An 18,170-nucleotide genomic window follows, 5' to 3' on the forward strand; every position below is an offset into this window, starting at 1 on the left:
CCTTGACCAGCATCACGCGATTAGACAACCTACAAGGAACGACGCTCCGCCGCCCTGGCGGAGTGGCAGAGCCTCGCCAGCTGAGCATCACGCCCAAAGCCTCAACTGCATCGTGTGGAGACGAGTTCGCATTAGACTGACAGCACCCTCGGCCGTGATCGCCGCCATCTGCTAGGCTTGCGAGGTCTACGTCGCATGGTATGAGCCACACGGCAGCAACGTGGCCGCACAACTGCCGCCGGAACTGCTCGAAGGTATACGTCCTGCTAGATTAGGGCAACCATGACAGCTCGGCTTGCTACATTCCTGACGTGGGTTATGCTGCTGACGGCTACCGTCATCGACGCTCGCCCAACGATCACCCGGCCCGCGATGATGCCTTCGTTGGCGGACACGACGGGTCAAGCAGGGTCGATCGAGACCGAGAAGATCATGCTCTCGGGTCATGGGCCCGATGATGCCGTGCCATGGGAGTTCACCATCGACGGTGGCCGTCGCGCCGGCGAGCATGCCACGATTCCGGTGCCCTCCAACTGGCAGCAGCAGGGCTTCGGCACTTATAAATACGGCTATGAAAGCAGCACCCGGCCCGAGAACCGCGGACATTATCGGCGGCACTTCGTCGTGCCGACGACGTGGAAGGAACGGCGCGTTCGGCTCGTGTTCGACGGAGCGATGACCGACACGCGAGTGACGGTGAACGGCGTCCAGGCCGGGCCCATCCACCAGGGCGGCTTCACCCGCTTTAGCTTCGACGTGACCAAGCTGGTCAAGGTCGGCGGCGACAACGTGGTCGAGGTCGACGTTGCCGAAGCTTCGGCGAACCCCGACACGAACACGGCCGAGCGCGCCGCCGATTATTGGATCTTCGGCGGCATCTTCCGCCCGGTCTGGCTCGAGGCGACGCCCGAGCAGGCGATCGCGCATGCCGCCGTCGACGCCCGCGCCGATGGCACGCTCGGCGTCGACGTGACCCTCGCCGCGCCGCGTGACGTGACCCGGGTTGAAGGACAGGTCACGGATGGCGGCGGCCTGGTGGGCGCGCCGTTCGCCGCCGCGATCCCGCCGGGCGGGGCCGGCCGTGTGCGACTGGCGACCCGGATCGCCACGCCCCGGTTGTGGACGGCCGAGACGCCCAACCTCTATGCCCTGACGCTGACGCTCTACCGCGGCGACACCGTCGTCCACCGGACGCATGAACGCTTCGGGTTCCGGTCGTTCGAGGTGCGGTCGGGACAGGGGCTGTACCTCAACGGCCAGCGCATCCTGCTGAAGGGGGTCAATCGCCACAGCTTCCGCCCCGACACGGCACGAACGCTGACGCGGGCGGATAATGAAGACGACGTCCGCACGATCAGGTCGATGAACATGAACGCTGTGCGCATGTCGCATTACCCGCCCGACGAAGCGTTCCTGGCGGCGGCCGACGAACTGGGCCTCTACGTGCTCGATGAACTGACGGGCTGGGAGCACGCTCACGACACCGAAGTCGGGCGCCGGCTGGTGCGCGAGATGGTCGAGCGGGACGTCAACCATCCAAGCATCGTCCTGTGGGACAACGGCAACGAGGGCGGATGGAACCGCGAGCTCGACGGCGATTTCGCGCTGTACGATCCGCAGGCGCGCAAGGTCATGCACCCCTGGGAACTGCATGACGGCGTCGACACTAAACACTACCCAACCTACCCCGACGTGGTCCGCCGCCTCGCGAGTCCGAACCTGCTGATGCCGACCGAGTTCATGCACGGCCTGTTCGACGGCGGCGCGGGATCGGGGCTGGAGGATTACTGGAACGCGATCGCCGGGTCGCCGCACGGCGCGGGCGGCTTCATCTGGTCGTTCGCCGACGAAGGTGTGGCCCGCACCGACCAGCACGGCCGTATCGACGAGTTCGCCACCCGCGCGCCCGACGGCATCCTGGGGGCGCGGCACGAGCGCGAACCGAGCTACTTCACCGTGCGCGACCTGTGGTCGCCCGTGCAGGTCCACGCTCCTGTCCTGGACGCGGGGTTCGGCGGCGCGTTGCGCGTAACCAACGGCTATGATTTCACGTCGCTGGATGCGGCAACCTTCGACTGGGTGCTGCTGCGCTTCGCCAAGCCCGGGGATGCTACGATCGCCCCACGCATTCTCCATCGCGGGGTCGCGCACGCGTCGGTCGCGCCGCACGCCACGGGCGAGCTGCTGCTGGCGCTGCCGGCGGACTGGCGGGCGGGCGATGCGCTCTCTCTCACCGCGCGCCACGGCGCGGACGAATTATGGACCTGGGTCTGGCCGATCCAGCCGGCCACGGCACCCGCGCTTCCTGTTGCCCGGCCGCGCGACGCGGCCGCGGTGGCGGTGCGTGACGGCGATACCGTCCGCCTCGTCGCAGGTGATGTTGCGGCACGCTTCGACGCGGCGACCGGGCTGTTGCGCGACGTGACGCGCGGCGGTCGCCGGTTCGCGCTCGCCAACGGCCCGCGCCTCGTGACCATCGCTCCGAGATCGAAGGTCGAGCCGGTATGGACGCCTATGGCCGGCGATGGCGTCACCTTCAGGCCAGCCGCGCCGACGCTGGCCAATCTCGTGGAGGTCAAGCTGCCCTTCGGCCCCGATGACGGCTGGGTTGGCTTCACGTTGAAAATCTCCGCCGACGGCATAACGTGGCGGACTATCTATTCGGGCGAACGCGGCAAGGAAGACGGCGAGCGCTATGTCCTGACGCCGGGCAGGATCGCGGCGGTGCGCGTCACCGGCGCACATGGGTCGAGCGGGGTGGCTCTGGCGGTCGCCTCGGTGCGCCTCGGCTACGAGCCCGGGCGCTTCCCGCCGCCCCGCAATACGCCCGTAACGGTGCGCAGCGGCTTGACCAGCGATCCGCGTACCGGGTCGTCGCAAGCCTGGCTGGAGGCGGATGGGGCAGGGGACATCGACCATGTGCGCTGGACGCTGGCGGCGAATGGCAGGCTCACGCTCGACTATCGCTACGCCTTGTCGGGTGCATTCCTCTATCACGGCGTCAGCTTCGACTATCCGCTGACCGATGTCGCCGCCGTGCGCGCGTTGCTCGATGGGCCCAGCCCGGTCTGGCAAAATCGGCTGCGCGGCACCCGTCTTGGTGTCTACGAAATCGCCACGCGCGACGGCTCGGCGCCGTCACCCGAACGTACCGGCTATCTGGCCGGTCTGCGATGGGCGCGCTTCGCCACTTCGTTCGGCAGCTGGAGCGTGGCGAGCGCCTCGCCGACCTATCTCCGTGTCGGGACGCGCCTGAACGACGCTTCGAGCACCACGATCGAGTTTCCCGGCGGCGATATCGGCTTCCTGGATGCGATCCCGGCCATGGGCTCTAAGTTCATCACCCCCCAAGACTCGGGACCGGCAGGGATGCCCGCCATTGCCGCCGGAACTCATGCGGGCCAGCTGGTCTTCGACTGGGCAACGGCGACGCCCAGAAAGCGAACGCGTCGGGCATCACGCCCTACGTCTCGTGCAAACGCTGCCGGTCGTTAAACCAAGGCCGCGCGATCAGCCGACCCGGCCGATCCAGATCGCGAACGGCGGCAGGTGCAGCGCCCGACCGTCATGCGAAGCGGCGGCCTCGGTGGTGAGCAAGGCGTGCGGCTTCGCGCCGGCCGGCAACGCCATGTCCTGCGCCACCGCCGACATATTGATGGCGACCCAGATCCTCGGTCCTCGGCCAGGCAGCCGCTGCCAAGCCAGGACCCCCGGCGGCACCGTGTCGAGCAGCGTCATCGTGCCACCCTGCAACCCCGGTTCGGATCGCCGTAGGGCGATCAGCGCCTTCGTCCAGCCGAGCAGGGAGGCGGGGTCCGCCTCCTCCGAGGCGACGTTGGCACGCGCGCGGTCGGGGTCGACGGGCAGCCAGGGCGACGGGTTCGTGGTGAACCCCGCCTGCGCTCCCGCCGTCCATTGCATCGGCCGTCGCTCGCCGTCGCGGCCCTTGTCCTGCGGCCACCCCGCCAGCCCAATCGGGTCGCGCACGTCCTCACGCCGCAGCGGCGGGCGCGTCCGCATGCCGATCTCCGCGCCATAGTAAGTGAGCGCGGTCGCCTGCGACGCGTAGAGGATCGTGGCGATGCCCTTAGCGATCGCGATGTCGTGGACACCGTCGGCGAACTTGTCGATCGAACGCTCGGTGTCGTGATTGTCAAACACGAACAGCGGCTGGCCACCCCCGAACCCGGTCTGCGCCTCGCGCAGCCGCCGGCGGAACCAGTCGGGGCTGTAGCGCGGGCCACCGAAGCCGAGTACCGTGTCCATCGGCAGCTGCAACTCGTCGAGCGCCGGCGCGCCATACCAGCGGCGCATCGACGCGGCACCGTCGACCCAGGTCTCGCCGATCAGGACGCGGCTTCCCGAATAGCGGTCGACCATGGCGCGCAGCCGGCGGATGACGGCATGCTCCTCGGGCAGGTCGTCGGTGAGGACGTGGCGCAGCTTCGGCATGCCGAAGGCGTCGAGCCCCCCGGCCGCCGGCTCGTCGCGCAGCGCCGGATCCTCGAACAGCGACGTTACCGCGTCGAGCCGAAAGCCGGCGACGCCGCGATCGAGCCAGAAGCGCATGACATCGGTCATCGCCCGCTCGACCGCCGGATTGCGCCAATTGAGGTCAGGCTGCTGCCGATAGAAGCGGTGATAGTAGAATTGGCGGCGGGCCGGCACCCATTCCCAAGCGGAGCCGCCGAACCCCGACGTCCAGTTGTTGGGCGGCGCACGACCTTCATGCGCGAAGCGGCGCTGGACGGCGTCGACCGAAGGCGCGTCGACGGGGACGCCGTCGCTCCATACATACCAGTCCGCGCGGGGGTTGTCGCGCGACGAGGCCGACTCGCGAAACCAGGGATGCTGGTCCGACGTGTGGTTCAGCACCAGGTCGACGATCACCCGCACGCCCCGGCGATTCCCCTCCGCCACCAGCCGATCGAAGTTGGCGAGCGACCCGAAGCGGGGGTCGATCGATCGGTAGTCCGAGATGTCGTAGCCGAAATCGACCTGGGGCGACGGATAGAACGGCGTCAGCCAGATCGCGTCGACCCCGAGCCGCTGCAGATAGGGCAGTCGGTCGACGACCCCGCGCAGATCGCCGAGGCCATCGCCGTCCGCATCCTGGAAGCTGCGGACATAGACCTCGTAGATTACCGCCCGCTTCCACCAAGGTTGGTTCGTCTCGACGCTGCTCGCGGCGGCGACGAGGCATGGCGGCGTTAGCATCAGCATCGCTGCGAGCAGATGACGGCAGCGGTACGGAAACGAGGCCATCGCGATATGCTCCCAAGTTTGCCCGCCGATTCGGCGCTCGCGGCGTGCAGCGGCAATGTCATGGTGTATGCAAGCCCATGCACGACGCGCAACGAGAAACATGGATGATCTTCGACTGATAGCCAGTCTCGCGTGGCCGGGCCCAAGCGTGTTAGGCCGGCCCCAGCAGTAAGGGAGGCGGATGATGCGCGCAGCTTTGAACGACCGACTGGCAGCCGCTCAGCGCGATCCCGTGCTGATCGATGCAGCGATCGCGATGCAGCGCGGCGACCTGGCGACGGCCGAGCGCCTGCTGAAGGATCGATTGCGGACGGATCATGCCGATATCGCCGCGTTGCGCATGCTGGGCGAACTGGTGGCCAGGGTCGGCCGCCTGCCGGATGCGCAGGACCTGTTCGCGCGCGCGCTGCTGATCGCGCCCGGCTTCACCGCGGCGCGTCGCAACTATGCGGCGATCCTCCACCGTCGCAACCTGCTGGCGGAGGCGCTGGTCGAACTCGATATCCTGCTGGCGGACGATCCCGACGAGCCGGCGACGCTGACGATCAAGGCCGCCGTCCTCGCGCGCGCCGGCGAATATCCGGCGGCGATCGCGCTCTACGAGCGGGTGCTGGCCCGCCACCCGGACCAGGGCCGCCTGTGGATGAGCATGGGTCATGCGCTGAAGACGGTGGGGCGCCAGGACGACAGCGTCGCCGCCTATCGCCGGGCGCTGGCGATCGAGCCCGATTTGGGCGAGGCTTGGTGGAGCCTTGCGAACCTGAAGACGGTGCGGTTCGGGCCCGGCGACATCGACGTCATGCTGGCCGCGGCGGCGCGGGCGCGGGCAACGGCGGATCAGCTGCACCTTCACTACGCCTTGGGCAAGGCGTTCGAGGACGCGGCCGATTACCGCCGATCATTCGAGCATTATTCGACGGGCGCGCGACTGCGCCGTGCGGAGATGCCGTACGACGGCGCTCGGACGGCGCGCCACCTCGAGCGCTCGAAACGGGCGATGACGCGCGAGGCCCTGGCTGTCCGGGCGGGGCAGGGCTGTCCCGATCCCGCGCCAATCTTCGTCGTCGGCCTGCCGCGGTCGGGATCGACCTTGGTCGAGCAGATCCTGGCGAGCCACAGCCAGGTGGAGGGGACGATGGAGCTGTCCGACCTGAACATGGTCGCCCGCAAGCTTGGCGCGGCGGGGGGCGAACCGGACGACTATCTCGACCGCCTGCTCGCCGCCGACGCCGACGCCCTCTTCGCGCTAGGCCAGGAATATCTCGATCGGACGCGCATACAGCGCAAGACCGACCGACCGTTCTTCATCGACAAGATGCCGAGCAACTTCGAGCATATCGGGTTGATCCGGCTGATCCTGCCCAACGCCAAGATCATCGACACGCGCCGCCACCCGATGGCGAACTGCTTCGCGGCGTTCAAACAGCATTTCTCGCGCGGCCAGCGGTTTAGCTACAGCCTCGACGATCTCGGTGCCTACTATCTCGATTACGTCGCGTTGATGGACCACTATGACAATGTCGTGCCGGGGGCGGTGCATCGGGTCTTCTACGAGACGATGGTGACGCAGGCCGAGCGCGAGATCCGCCGGCTGCTGGCCTTCTGCGGACTTCCATTCGAGGCGGCGTGCCTGCAGTTCCATCAAACCGTGCGCCCGGTGCGGACCGCGAGCTCCGAACAGGTCCGCCAGCCCCTGCATACCGCCGCCATCGACCAGTGGCATCATTATCGGCCATGGCTCGCTTCCCTCGATTGTGTCCTGAAAGACACTGTCGTCCGGTATAAGGCAGATCGATTACAATCCGCTTGAAAGCGCTTGCACGTTTGATACGCTGCACCTCGAAAATAGGGGGTAGCTTATGACCGTCCTGACCAACCGCCGGACCGCTTTCTGTTCGTCGCTGCTTGCTTCCGCCCTCGCGTTTCCGGTTCCGCTGCAGGCTCAGACCGATGCCGCTCAATCCGGCATTGCCGTGCCCAATACTGCTGCGGCAAACGGCCCCGAAGCGAAGAACGGCGACCAGATCGCCGACATTGTCGTCACCGCGCAGAAGCGGGTCCAGAATCTTCAGGACGTGCCGGTCAGCATACAGGTGCTGGACACGCGCAAGCTAGATCAGCTTCAGATCCGCGATTTCCGCGACTATGTGAAGTATCTTCCCAGCGTTGCGACCTCGGGGTCCAACCCCGGCAGCAACGCCACCGTCGTGGTGCGCGGCATCGCCACCGACGGCGGCAACTATGTCCAGGGATCGTTGCCGACGGTTGGCATCTATCTCGACGAACAGCCGATTACCACGATCAACGGCGCGGCCGATCTGCACGTCTACGATCTCGCGCGCGTCGAGGTGCTGAGCGGGCCGCAGGGCACGCTGTTCGGTGCGTCGAGCGAAGCGGGGACGATCCGGCTGATCACCAATCGGCCCGACTTCACCAAGCTCAGCGGCGGCTACGATTTGGAGCTGAACCACTACACCGTGAAGGGCGCGATCGGCGGGAAGGCCGAAGGCTTCATCAATGTCCCGTTTAACAACAGCGTCGCGCTGCGGGTAGTCGGCTTCTACGACCATGCCGGCGGCTATATCCGCAATCTGCCGTCGTCGCGGATCTATTATACATCGCAGATCACGGTGAACAACAGTCGCTACGCCGGCGCCAACAACAATCCGGTCGATACCTATGGCGGCCGCGCGCAGCTGGCGATCAAGCTTAGCGACGACTGGATGGTGACGCCATCGTTCGTCGAGCAGGTGCGCGACCGTTTCGGCAACTTCAATTCGTTCCCGGCGCGCGGTGCCGGCCAACTAGTCACGCAGCGTTTCGGCAGCGACTATAGCCATGACGAATTCCACCAAGCGGGCCTGACGATCACCGGCAAGGTCGCCGATCTAGACCTGACTTATGCCGGTACCTATTACGACCGGCATGCCCATGGCGACGTCGATTACGCCGACTATGCCTATTTTTACGACACCATGGGCAGCGGCTTCGGCGCCGGTTTCAAGGACAATGCAGGCAGGATCATCGATCCGACGCAGACCTTCAGCCCGACCACCCGCTCGCAGAAGCTGAGCCAGGAGGTGCGACTGGCGACGCCGACCGACTGGCGTATCCACGGCATCCTGGGTGCCTTCTACCAGCGGCAGAAGGAGTTCTTCGACTACGACTACCACATCAACAACTTGGCGACGTCGCTGAGCGTGACTGGGCACCCCGGTACCTATTATCTCGACATCGGCAACCGCATCGACCGCGATTACGCGGTGTTCTCGCAAGCCGATGTCGACGTCACCAGGCAGCTGACCGTCACCGGCGGCGTTCGCTATTATAAGTATAACAACACGCTGACCGACTTCAACGGCACCAAGGGGTCGGAGGCCGGGTGCATCGGGCCAGCGACGATCAAGGGCGAGCCTTGTACCAGCCTGGGCGTGGTCCGCCCGGATGGTTCGATCGGGCCGGTGCAGGTCAAGGACGACGGCTTCACCTATCGCGGCAACGTGACCTTCAAGATCAACCGCGACCATCTGCTCTACGCGACCGTGTCCGACGGCTTTCGCCCGGGCGGCGCCAACTCGCGCAGCACCGTCAACCCCGGCGCGTCGATCACCTATGGCGCGGAGAAGCTGACCAATTTCGAGCTGGGCAGCAAGAATACGTTCATGAACGGCCGCGCGACTGCGAACCTGACGCTGTTCTGGGAGAAGTGGAACGGCATCCAGCTGGCGGTCGAGACGTTCAGCGCGCTGACCGGTACCGGCGGCATCTACACGACGCAGAATGCCGGTCGCGCGCGGTCGCGCGGTGCCGAGTTCGACTTCAGCGTGCGTCCGATCACCGGGATGACGATCACCAGCGCGTCGACCTATACCGATGCGCGATTGCTGCAGGATTATTTCGACGGCTTCAGCGTCGTCGCGCCCAAGGGGGAGAGGCTGCCGTTCACGTCGCCGTTCAAGTCCAACATCATCGGTCGATACGAGTTTCCGTTCGGCAGCTATCGGGCGCACGTGCAGGCGGCGGAGACATACCAGTCCAAGGCGTGGAACAATTTCGAGACGTCCAATCGCAACTTCTACGGCCAACGCGACGCCTATGCGACGACCGATCTGGCGGCGGGACTGGAGTGGAACAGGATGACGTTCGAATTATATGCGACCAACCTGCTCGACGCGCGGGCGATCACCAATAAGTTCAACGGTTGCGGCGTCGGCACCTGCCGGCCGGATCAATATGTGATCTACAATCAGCCACGGCTCATCGGATTGCGCTTCGGGCAGCGGTTCTGAAATTCGCTGGCTGATTGCTGGCTGACCGGCGTATCGGCATCATCGGCAGCAGTAGCGCGACGCCAGCGCATGACAGGGTATTGAAGATGGCAGCGGCAGAGCCGGGCAACGACAACACGCCGTTCGCGGTACCGGCCCGGCCGGCCGCCACCCGGATTCGCCAGGTCGACAAAGCGGCGTTGCTGGCTCCCGCCGGCGAGCGCACCATGAGCATGGCGGGCTATGAAGACGAATGGATCGACATCGTCGACTATATCATCCGTATTACCGAGCAGATCTGGACCGATCGCGCGCTCGGCCGCATCTATGACACCTACGATGCCGGCTGCACCGTCTATTCTGCATATGGCGTGGTGCGCTCGGTCGAAGAGGTCGTCGCTGCGACCGCCGGGACGATCACCTCCTTCCCCGAGGAGGAGGCTCATCACCTGAACGTCGCCTGGAGCGGCGACGACCGGCAGGGATTCTACACCAGCCATCTCGGCTGGACGCGGATGGTGAACCGCGGCTCGTCACTCTGGGGGCCGGCAACCGGGCTGACCGTCGGCCGCCGGTTCGCCGCCGACTGCATCAGCCACGACAACCGCATCCATACCGAATGGCTGGTTCATGACGCCGGCGCGCTGGTGACTGCACTGGGCCTGTCGGTCGACGACGCGGCGGCGATCGTCGCGGGTGAGCCGCGGCGCGAGCGCTACGTCGTCGCGCCGGTGACTCGACTGGCCGGTCAGGTACCGCCGGGCACCTACGAGGGGACACGCGATACGCCGGAGGGCTGGGCGCGCGGCTTCTTCCACGACGTCTGGACGCGGCGCCGGCTGGACGTGCTGGGGAGCGTCTATGCGCCGAACGCTGTCGCCCATTGGGCGGGCGGGCGCGTCGCCAACGGGCCGCGCAACATCGGCGTGTTGATCATCCGGACCATGGCTTCGCTGCCCGACGGGAAGATGGAGGTCGAGCATGTCTGCTGGTCAGACGAGACCGACGGCATCATCGTGGCGGTCCGCTGGCGGCTGACCGGAACCACCCGGCGCGGCGGCACGCTCGGCGACAAACTGCCGGTCGGGCGTCTCGTCTCGATCCTGGGGATCAGCCACTATCGCTTCCAGGCGAGCCATGTCGTCGAGGAGTGGACGGTGTTCGACGAGGTAGCGGCAATCGCCGACGCGCTGGTCGACTGAGCGCGACCGCTCCGACGGCGCTTACTTCGCGTCGGCCTCCAGCACCGCGACGCCATAGCGGGGTAGGGTGACGACGCGCCGCTCGCCCGGATCGAGCAGGTCGCGCATCGGCCCGGGCAGCGTGACGCGGCGCGGGTCGGCGGCGGTGTTGGTGAGGATTAGTACCTTATGGCCGCCGCCCTCGCGCAAGCCCGCGTCGACCCCGTCCGGTAGTCCGGGCAGCACCGGCGCGACGCCGCTCTCGGTGATTAGCCGCCGCAGCAGCGCGGCGGTCAGCGCCGGATCGAGGGTGGCACCGACATAGGTGATCCGCCCCTTGCCGACGCGCCGCGTCACCGCCGCTGGTTGCCCGTCGAGCCATCCGTTCGAGGCACCATAGCGTAGCAGCACCTCGACGTCGGAGGCGAGCACGTCTAGCCGCTCCGCCCAGGTCGATGCCTGCCCCGCCCTGCCGGAGCCGGCGACCGGCACCGGCCGCTCCAGCGCATACCATTGCGCAACGCGTGCGCCGAGCAGCGCGGCGAGCGGGCCAGGCTGCCGCTCGGGCCACAACCCGTTATCGCCGTCCTTCAGCCCCGTCCGCGCGCCCAGCACGAGGCTGCCGCCGGCGCGGACGTAAGCGGCGAGATTGTCGGCCGCAGCGGGCGTCAGCACGTCGAGCGCGGGCGCGACCACCAGCTTGTACCGGTCGAGCGGCGCGCCGGCCGCCACAACGTCGACCGCATGGGTGAGGTCATGCAGCGGCTGGTAATAGTCGAACAGCGCGTTGGCGGGGATGAAGTCGCGCGCGAAGCGCTGCCAGCCGATCGCCCAGCGGCTAGAATAGTCGTTCAGCACCGCCACCGACGCCGCCACCGACGTCCCCGCCAGCGCCGGCGCGGTGCGCGCGAACTCGCCCGCGACCTGCGCGACCTCGTCATAGACCGGCACCGGCGTCCCGTCCGCGCCGACTAGCACGCCGTGATATTGTTCCTGCCCGTTCAGCGCCGAGCGCCATTGCCAATAGGCGACGGCGTCGGCGCCATGGCCGACTGCGTGCCAGGCGAGTGCGCGCACCTCACCCTTGTCGAGCGAATTGTTGTTGTCGGACCAGTTCACCGTGCCAGGCTGGGTCTCCATCACCCAGAAGTCGCGGTGGAGCAGCCCGCGTACGACGTCGTGCGTCAGGCCCATCCGTGCCGGGTCGAAATGGCCGATACCGACATATTCATCCCACGACGCGAAGTCGAAATCGGCGTTGAGCGTATACAGGTCTTCCGCGTCTGCGTCGGGCGAATAGGTCTCCGCCGTCTTGGCGCGCGCGTCGATCCACAGGTTGGTGGTGATGCGCTGGCGCGGGCCGGCATGCGCGCGGATCACGTCGCGCTGCCCGCGCAGATAGCTGCGATCTGCGTCCGACAGGAACTGCCGCCAGGCGAGCATCAACCCCGGGTTCGCGTCTCGCGTCTCGGGAAAGGGGATTTGCTTCCAGTCGCTGTAGGTCTGCGACCAATAGGCGGTGGTCCAGCGCACGTTCAGCGCGTCCAGCGTGCCGTAGCGGTGCCGCAGCCAGTCCTGGAACTGCGTGCGGGTGCCGGCGCTAAAGTCGTCCGAGCCGGGCTCGTTGTCAACTTGCCAGCCGATCACGTTCGGGTCGCCGCCGAAGCGGGCCGCCATCCGCTCGACCAACGCCCCCGCCAGCGCGCGGAAGCGGGGATTGAAGTTGTCCGCCTGATGACGGCCGCCATGCTTGGCGCGGCTACCATCGCGCAGCGTGCGCAGCGTTTCGGGATAGGCGCTGGTCAGCCAGGCGGGCGGGGCGGCGGTGGGCGTGCCGAGCACGACGGCGATATGATGGCGCTCGGCGGCGCGAACGGCGCGCTCCAGCCAGTCGAGCTGATACACGCCTTCACGCGGCTCCAGCGTGCTCCAGGCGAACTCGCCGATCCGCACGAACGAGACGTGCGCGGCCTGCATCAGCGCAAGGTCGGCATCCCAGCGCGCTTCCGGCCATTGTTCGGGATACCAAGCGACACCGACCATCGGCACGGCGGGGGTCGCCGGGCGCGAGCCCGATGTGGGAGCGGCTGGAACCGGCTGCGCCGGCTGCGCCGTAACGGCAGTAGCGAACAGCGCTAATGTCGCGCAAATCATCGGGTTCCTTTCTCCGCGGTGCAGGCTAATCGCGCCCGTGATGCCCTTGTCGACTATAGACAGGGCATTTTGCAAGCACTTGCAAGCATCGCCCCCGAAGCGACGCACAGGCATATCAGGGTGCGTCCGCGAAGCCCGTCTGCAGCAGTCCCGGGAACAGCCGCTGTTCGGCGATAGCCGTGCGGCCGGCGATACGCCGCGTCATCATCTCAGCCGCCGCCTGCGCCATCGCCTCGATCGGCTGGCCGACGGACGGGATCCGGTAGCTGAGCCAGCGGCCCGCCTCGATCCCGTCGAAGCCGGCGACCGCCACCTCCTCCGGCACGCGGCGGCCTTGCTGCACCAGCGCATCCTTCGCGCCGATCGCCATCATGTCGTTGGCGGCAATGATCGCGGTGAAGTCGACGATCCCCCGATCCGCCCAGTGGCGCACCGCGGCGACGCCGTGATCGTAGTCGAAGTCGCCGCGAAAGTCGGCCGCGACCACGCCGCCGGTACCGGCCAGCGCATCCTCCACGCCGCGCATCCGTTCGCGCCCGACCAGCGAGTCGAGATCGGCGCGGATCAGCGCGAAAGATCGGTGGCCGCCGGCCATCAGGTGCCGCGCGATCATCTCTCCCGAGGCGTGATGGTTGCAGCTGACGGACGATGTGTCCGCCTGGTCGGAGCGGTTGTAGAACAGCAGCGGCACCCGCGCGCGATCGAACTGCGCGCGATGCTCGGCCGGGATCGTCGCGGCGGCGATCACGCCGTCCAGCCGATAGGACAGGATGTGATCGACCACCCCGCCGATCTCCTCGTCCTCCTCGATCAGGAACAGCATGATCCTGAGCCCCAGCGCCGAGAAGGCGCGCGACAGCGCCAGCAGCACCTCGGGATGGTGCCGGTTCGTTTCGGAGAACAGGATCAGGCCGATGACGTTGGAACGTTGCGTCGCGACCGCGCGCGCCATGACGTTAGGGCGGTAACCGAGCTCGCTGGCGGCGCGGACGATCCGGGCGCGCTTTTCCGGCGACACGCTCGCGCCCGGCGTGAAGGCGCGCGAGACGGCGGACGCCGAGACGCCGGCGGCGCGCGCTACGTCCTCCGAGGTCAGACGGCGATGCCCGTCCGCGGCCTCGACGACCGCCGGTTTGCGCCGCGACGTCACGCAGCGGCAACGCCGCGTGATCGTTTGCATACCCCTGCAATCATCGTCTACGCTCGGCCGATCATGTCACCCGTCACCTACCAATGAATAGTGACGGCCGCAATGAGCCGTTCATCGGCGAGGCACCGCCGCTCACCCGCCGCCTGAAGCTCGCCTATGGCGTCGGCAGCATGGCCGAGGCGATCGTCTATTCCTCGACGACGCAGTTCCTGCTGCTGTTCTACAATCAGGTGCGCGGGCTGTCGGCGGGGGGCGTCGGCGTGGCGCTGGCGGCGGGGCTGGCGGTTAACGCGGTGATCGACCCGCTGGTCGGCAGCTGGTCCGACCGCACCCGCTCGCGTTGGGGGCGGCGTCATCCCTTCATGTTCGCGGCCATCCTGCCGGTCGCGCTGACGCTGTTCGGCCTGTTCAATCCGCCGTCGGGCCTGCCCGCCTGGGCCGAGCTCGGCTGGCTCGGTTTGCTCTACATCCTGCTCCAGCAGGCGCTGACCGTCTTCCACACCCCGCATCTGGCAATGGGCGGGGAGCTGACGCCCGACTATATCGAACGGACGCAGGTAATGAGCTACAACACCTTCTTCCTGTGGGCGGGCGACACCTTCTGCTGGCTCGCTAGCTTTGGACTATTTTTCGCGGCGACAGCGCGCTTCCCCAACGGCGCGCTCGACCCCGGCCATTATCTTCGCTTCTCGACGGTCATCGCGCTGCTGGTCGGCACGATCCTGTTTGCGTCGGCGTTCTTCACGCGCTCGCGGATCCCGTGGCTGCCCGCGCCCGCGCCTGATGCCGGGCGGTTCACGCTGCGTGCCTTCGCCGGCGACGTTCGCCACGCGCTGGCGAACCGCAACTATGTGCTGTTACTGGTCAGCATGTTCTTCCTTTCGCTGATGCAGGGCGTGCGCGGCGGGCTGTGGATCTACACCGCGACCTTCTACTGGCAGCTGAGCAACGCGCAGATCACCTGGTTCGCGCTCGGCAGCTTCGTCAGCTACAGTTGCGGGTCGCTGATCGTCGCGTGGCTGCACCGGCGGTTCGACAAGCGGCTGACCGGCGCGGTCGCGGTGGCCGTCTACAGCGTCGGTCCTGCTATCCCGCTGGCGCTAGGCTGGCTAGGCGTGCTCGGCAGCGGCACGCCGGGGCTGCTCGCGATCCTGATCGCCTTCTCGCTGCTACAGCATCTGCCATACAGCCTGATGACGACCACCATGTACTCCGCGCTGGCTGACATGGCGGACGAGAACGAGCTGCGCTTTGGCGAGCGGCAGGAGGGGGTGCTGTTCTCCACCCAGACCTTCTTCGCGCGGCTCGACCAGGCGGTCGGCGCGGCGCTTGCCGGCGGTGTGCTGACGCTGGTCGCGTTTCCCGCAGGCGCTCAGCCGGGGCATGTCGCGGCACCGGTGCTGGCGGGCGTGGCGCTCGCCTATATCGCCTCGACCCTGCCCGGGCTGGCCGCCGCCGCCGCGTACACGCGCGTTCGGGTGACGCGCGCCAGCTATGCCGCGACCCGTGCGGGGCTGGACCAGTCCCCCGCCTAGTCTGCGGCCGCCTTACGCCCCAGCGTTTCGGGAAGCGCCAGCCACACCGCCGCACCGATCAGGTAGACGACCCCGCCGAGCGCCATGATCCAGACAAGGCCGAAGCGTTCGCTGAACGCCGCGATGAACAATGGCGCGCCCATCGCGAAGATATGCCCGGCATGGAACAGCGCCGCGCCATGCGAGCGCAGCCGCTCGGGGAACAGTTCGGCGAACCAGACCCCCCAGGCGGACGTGCAGGACAACCCAATGCCGAAGGTCAGCGCGGCGGTGTCGAGCGCCCAGCCGCCCAGTCCGCCAAACAAGAACGCGTCGATCGCGGCCGCCGCGAGTACGTACCCGGCGGCGGCGCTGCGCCGGCCGAAGCGGTCGGAGACCCAGGCCCAGAAGAAGCTGCCGCCCAGCGACCCCGTCCCCAGCCACGCCACCGTCGCGCCGATCCGCGTCGCGTCATAGCCAAGCACCTGCCTAAGATAGAGCGTCACGAACCCGGCGAATAGCTGGTAAGCGTTGAAGTCGATCCCCGACAGGAGGATGCAGCCGACCGTGACCCATCGCCACCGCGCCGACAGCATCTCGCGCCAGCCGCCGCTTGCTGCGCTCGTTACCGGCCGATATTCCGGTTCCGCGCCGGGGTCGCGTGGGACCAGCAATGTCGCGACCGGCGCGATCAGCAGCGGCGTGGCTCCTAGCCACATCAGCCAGTGCCAGCGCGCATCGCCCAGCGCGCCGCCGACCAGCCCCAGCATGATGTTCGACAGCGGATACATCGCCGAGTTCAGCGCGATCAGCCGACCGCGCACGCCGACCGGGAACAGCGCCACGACCAAGCCCGTCGCAACCACGTAATAGCCGCCCAGCGCGGCCGACATCGCTCCGCGCACCCCGAACCACAGCGGGAAGCCGGTCGCTAGCGCCTGAAGCACGGCGGCACCCCCGATCGCGGCGGCTATCGCGCCGACCGCACGGCGGCGTCCGGCCCAGGCCACGAAGCTCGCCCACCCGAACGCGCCCGCGGTGACGCCGATATTCTGCGCGACCGACAGGTTCGCCGTCTGGCTGAGCGAGAAGCCATAGTCGGATACCAAATACGGCCGGACGTAGTCGACGACGTTGAAATTGTAGCAATAGAACAGATAGCCGGCGAGAACGACGAGATAGGCGGCGATCCGCCGTGCCAGCGGGGCTGCCGCCATCCCGCGCGATGCGTCGGTGTCGGTCGGGAGGGACGCGGCGACGCCGCTTCGGTCCCCCGGAACGCCCGCAACCTCCATCGTCGTTCCGGCACTTTCCATTGTGATCAGCATGCGGGCGAGGTTTTGCTATTGCAAGCCCATGCAGGGGCCGGCACTCCCGCGTACATCGCCATCAACCGAACGGGATTTGCCGTGACTGATTTCCAAGCCGAGAAGCAGGTGGTCCGCCAGCTCCACGCCGCCATCGCGGGTGCCACGCCGGACACGATCGCAGACGTGCTGGCGCAGCACGTGTCGCCCGACTGGCATTGGCGCGGCATGCATCCGTTTCACGAGCAGCGTGGGTCGGAGGCGGTGGCGGCAAGCTTCTGGCGGCCCCTGCTGACCGCCTTCACCCGCGTCCAGCGCCGCGCCGACATCTTCATGGCCGGACTTAACGAGATGGACGGGTTCAAGAGTCGTTGGGTCGTTCAGATGGGGCATATGATGGGGCTGTTCGACCGGCCGCTGCTCGGCATCCTGCCGACGGGACGGATCGCGATGCTGCGTTTCGTCGAGTTCAACCGGGTCGAGAACGGCCGGATTACCGAGACTGCGTTGTTCTGCGACCTGCTTCACCTGATGATGCAGGCCGGGCAATGGCCGCTGCCGCCGCAGACGGGCGCGCACCTCGTCCAGCCCGGGCCGATGACGCACACCGGGCTGATGTACGACGCCCAGCCGCCCGAACGCGGCAAGGCGACGCTGGCGGCGATCAACGCCATGCTCGACAACCCCTACACCAGCGTCGACGGGGTCGATGAGGAGACGCGGCTGCGGCGTGCCTGGCACGACGACATGATCTGGTGGGGCCCCGCCGGGATCGGCGCGACCTACACTATTCCGCGCTACATCAAGCAGCATTGCGAACCGTTCGACGACGCGCTGCACGAGGGCTATCGCTTCAACGGCCACCTGTGCCGGATGGCGGAGGGCGATTTCGGCGGCTTCTTCGGCTGGGCGAACCTGACGCTGCAGAACGCCGGCGGTTATCTCGGCATGACCGCGGGGCCGGGGCCTGCTGACATGCGCGTCGTCGACCTGTATCGGGCGCAGGACGGAAAGCTGGCGGAGAACTGGATCTTCATTGACATCCTGCACTTCCTCAACATGCAGGGTCTGGACGTGCTCGGCCGGATGCAGTCGATCCGCGTCTATTGAGGGGCGGCGCTGGCGAACGGGCCGAGCAGGACGCCGGTGAAGCCGCCCGCCGACGACGTGGCCAGGAGCGACCCGTCCTGGACCTCGCCGACCGGCCGCCAGTGCCGGCCGTCGAGCGCATAGGCGAAGGCATAGCGCGGCCCTTGCGCGACGATCCGCAGGTCGACCGCGCCATGGCCGGGAAGGGCGACCCTCGCGACCGGCCGGCCGTCCCGCGGATC

Annotated in this window: 10 protein-coding genes and 1 pseudogene; 6 read left to right on the top strand and 5 right to left on the bottom strand. The window is 67.4% G+C overall.

Annotation, left to right across the window (positions count from 1 at the left end):
• Positions 1-384 precede the first annotated feature (384 nt).
• Positions 385-3,495 (top strand): glycoside hydrolase family 2 protein, encoded by a 3,111-nt coding sequence (locus HUU96_RS02425; RefSeq protein WP_174291274.1) that lies wholly within the window; start codon positions 385-387, stop codon positions 3,493-3,495.
• 15 nt (positions 3,496-3,510) lie between these two features.
• Here HUU96_RS02425 and HUU96_RS02430 read toward each other — a convergent pair whose 3' ends face one another.
• Positions 3,511-5,265 (bottom strand): alpha-amylase family glycosyl hydrolase, encoded by a 1,755-nt coding sequence (locus tag HUU96_RS02430; RefSeq protein WP_174291275.1) that lies wholly within the window; start codon positions 5,263-5,265, stop codon positions 3,511-3,513.
• A 184-nt stretch (positions 5,266-5,449) separates the two neighbouring features.
• Here HUU96_RS02430 and HUU96_RS02435 point away from each other — a divergent pair, with 184 nt between their 5' ends.
• The 3 genes from HUU96_RS02435 to HUU96_RS02445 all read left to right on the top strand — a co-directional run bounded on the left by HUU96_RS02435 (position 5,450) and on the right by HUU96_RS02445 (position 10,735).
• Positions 5,450-7,075: a tetratricopeptide repeat-containing sulfotransferase family protein gene (locus tag HUU96_RS02435; protein WP_217430245.1), complete on the top strand. Its 1,626-nt coding sequence runs from the start codon at positions 5,450-5,452 to the stop codon at positions 7,073-7,075.
• Positions 7,076-7,238: 163 nt separating this feature from the next.
• Positions 7,239-9,554: a TonB-dependent receptor gene (locus tag HUU96_RS02440; protein ID WP_174291277.1), complete on the top strand. Its 2,316-nt coding sequence runs from the start codon at positions 7,239-7,241 to the stop codon at positions 9,552-9,554.
• A gap of 86 nt (positions 9,555-9,640) precedes the next feature.
• On the top strand, positions 9,641-10,735 hold the full coding sequence (locus tag HUU96_RS02445) for an ester cyclase (RefSeq protein WP_174291278.1): 1,095 nt from the start codon (positions 9,641-9,643) through the stop codon (positions 10,733-10,735).
• Positions 10,736-10,756: 21 nt separating this feature from the next.
• On the opposite strand, the gene HUU96_RS02450 is transcribed toward HUU96_RS02445, so the two are convergent.
• Positions 10,757-12,757, bottom strand: a complete 2,001-nt coding sequence (locus tag HUU96_RS02450) for a beta-galactosidase (RefSeq protein WP_174291279.1) — start codon at positions 12,755-12,757, stop codon at positions 10,757-10,759.
• Between the two features lie 226 nt (positions 12,758-12,983).
• Entirely contained in the window at positions 12,984-14,048 is a 1,065-nt protein-coding gene (locus HUU96_RS02455) for a LacI family DNA-binding transcriptional regulator (protein WP_174291280.1), read from the bottom strand.
• A 53-nt stretch (positions 14,049-14,101) separates the two neighbouring features.
• Between HUU96_RS02455 and HUU96_RS02460 the strand changes: the two genes are divergently transcribed.
• Positions 14,102-15,553, top strand: coding sequence for an MFS transporter (locus tag HUU96_RS02460; protein WP_174291281.1), 1,452 nt, complete (start codon positions 14,102-14,104; stop codon positions 15,551-15,553).
• Here the strand turns inward: HUU96_RS02460 and HUU96_RS02465 are convergent.
• Positions 15,550-16,860 (bottom strand): MFS transporter, encoded by a 1,311-nt coding sequence (locus tag HUU96_RS02465; protein ID WP_174291282.1) that lies wholly within the window; start codon positions 16,858-16,860, stop codon positions 15,550-15,552. The two genes, HUU96_RS02460 and HUU96_RS02465, sit on opposite strands and share 4 nt — an antisense overlap.
• A gap of 81 nt (positions 16,861-16,941) precedes the next feature.
• Between HUU96_RS02465 and HUU96_RS02470 the strand changes: the two genes are divergently transcribed.
• Positions 16,942-17,949 (top strand): ester cyclase, encoded by a 1,008-nt coding sequence (locus HUU96_RS02470; protein ID WP_174291283.1) that lies wholly within the window; start codon positions 16,942-16,944, stop codon positions 17,947-17,949.
• Here HUU96_RS02470 and HUU96_RS02475 read toward each other — a convergent pair.
• Positions 17,943-18,170: pseudogene (locus HUU96_RS02475) on the bottom strand (glycoside hydrolase family 43 protein); the annotation flags it as partial. The gene HUU96_RS02470 and the pseudogene HUU96_RS02475 overlap by 7 nt on opposite strands.

This window comes from Sphingomonas bacterium, assembly GCF_903644135.1.
Classification (GTDB): Bacteria; Pseudomonadota; Alphaproteobacteria; order Sphingomonadales; family Sphingomonadaceae; genus Sphingomonas.